Here is a 1,749-nt window from a genome sequence, read left to right on the forward strand (position 1 = left end):
TTTTGGAGGCCACTGAAAAAGTCTTTTCTGATTAAATAGATTAGCGAAAACAGTTTTGTTTTCGCTTTTTTTTGTATTTTAAGGTTGTATTTCAAGATCAAAACCGATGTTATTACAACAGCAAAAAATGCAGCTGAGCGCCTATTCCGGATTGTATGATTTAATCGTTCCCAAGGAAAATCTTCTTCGGAAAATTAATGAACTGATTGATTTTTCATTTATCTATGAAGAGCTTTTGAGCAAGTATTGCCTGATCAACGGCCGCAATGCCGAAAGCCCCGTTCGGATGTTCAAATATCTTTTATTGAAAAGTATTTACACGGTTTCTGATGTGGATGTGGTGGAGCGTTCACGCTACGATATGTCGTTCAAATATTTTTTGGAAATGACTCCCGAAGAGGACGTTATCAATCCCAGCTCGCTCACGAAATTCAGGAAACTGCGTCTGAAAGATACCGATTTGCTGAATCTGCTGATTGGCAAAACCGTAACGATTGCCATTGAAAAAGGCATCATCAAATCCAAATCAATCATTGTAGATGCCACACACACTTTGTCGAGAAGCAACCCTTCTTCAACGATTGATGTACTGAGGGAACGCTCAAAACTGCTTCGGAAAACCGTTTATCAGTTTGATGAAGAGTTTAAAACCAAGATGCCTTCAAAAAACATTGGAAATGATATAAACAAGGAGTTGGATTATTGCCGGGATCTCGAAAAACGCATTGAAAACGAGCCCTCTGTCAGTGAAATCCCTTCGGTAAAGGAGAAATTAAACCTTCTGAAAGAAATGATGGAAGACACCAGTGAGCAATTGGTCTTTTCAAAAGATGCCGATGCCAGAACGGGTCACAAATCGGCCGACAGCTCATTTTTCGGCTACAAAACACATCTTGCAATGAGCGAAGAGCGGATTATTACGGCAGCTGTAGTGACTTCGGGAGAAAAAGGCGACGGTCCGGAATTGCCAAAGTTATTACAAATGAGCCAGAACAACGGCATGGAAGTAGATGCCATTATCGGCGATTCGGCTTACAGCGGGAAAGAAAATCTGACAATTGCAGACGAGCAAAACATTAAGGTAGTGGCCAAACTCAATCCTTCCATTACGCAAGGTTTTCGAAAAGATGAAGATCGTTTTGACTATAATAAAGATGCCGGTCGATTTGTCTGTCCTGCAGGACATCTGGCGATTCGGAAAGCAAGACAGGGTAAAAAAAACATTGGAGAAAATCAGGTAGATACCTATTATTTTGATGTTGAAAAATGCAAGGTCTGTCCATTGAAAGAAGGTTGTTACAGGGATGGTTCAAAAAGTAAAACATATTCAGTTTCTATCAAATCAGAATTGCATCAGGATCAGATAGCTTTTCAGGAAAGCGATTATTACAAAGAAAAATCGAAACACCGCTATAAAATAGAAGCCAAAAACAGTGAACTGAAAAATATACACGGCTACGGCAGAGCCACTTCTTACGGTATAGAAAATATGCAGATGCAGGGTGCAATGGCTATTTTCGCAGTCAATTTGAAGAGAATACTGAAGTTAATGTAGAGAAAAATAATCTCTGCACCTCAATTTCAAAATCAGTTGCTGTACACTCAAAATTACCGCTAAAAAAATCTAAAAAAAACACTTCTAAAAAAAATAAAGAGCTTATTACGGATTATTCAATCACATAATAAGCTCTTATTTTTAATCCATTTTAAAAGGATAAACTAAAATCCATGAGGTTTTTCAGTGGCCTC

Annotated in this window: 1 protein-coding gene; it reads left to right on the forward strand. The window is 38.4% G+C overall.

Features of this window, described 5'->3' with window-relative positions:
* Positions 1-106: 106 nt before the first annotated feature.
* Positions 107-1,555, forward strand: a complete 1,449-nt coding sequence (locus IC610_RS19900; RefSeq protein ID WP_191738626.1) for an IS1182 family transposase — start codon at positions 107-109, stop codon at positions 1,553-1,555.
* Positions 1,556-1,749: the final 194 nt, after the last annotated feature.

This window comes from Chryseobacterium caseinilyticum (genome assembly GCF_014837145.1).
GTDB classification, from domain to species: Bacteria; Bacteroidota; Bacteroidia; order Flavobacteriales; family Weeksellaceae; genus Chryseobacterium; species Chryseobacterium caseinilyticum.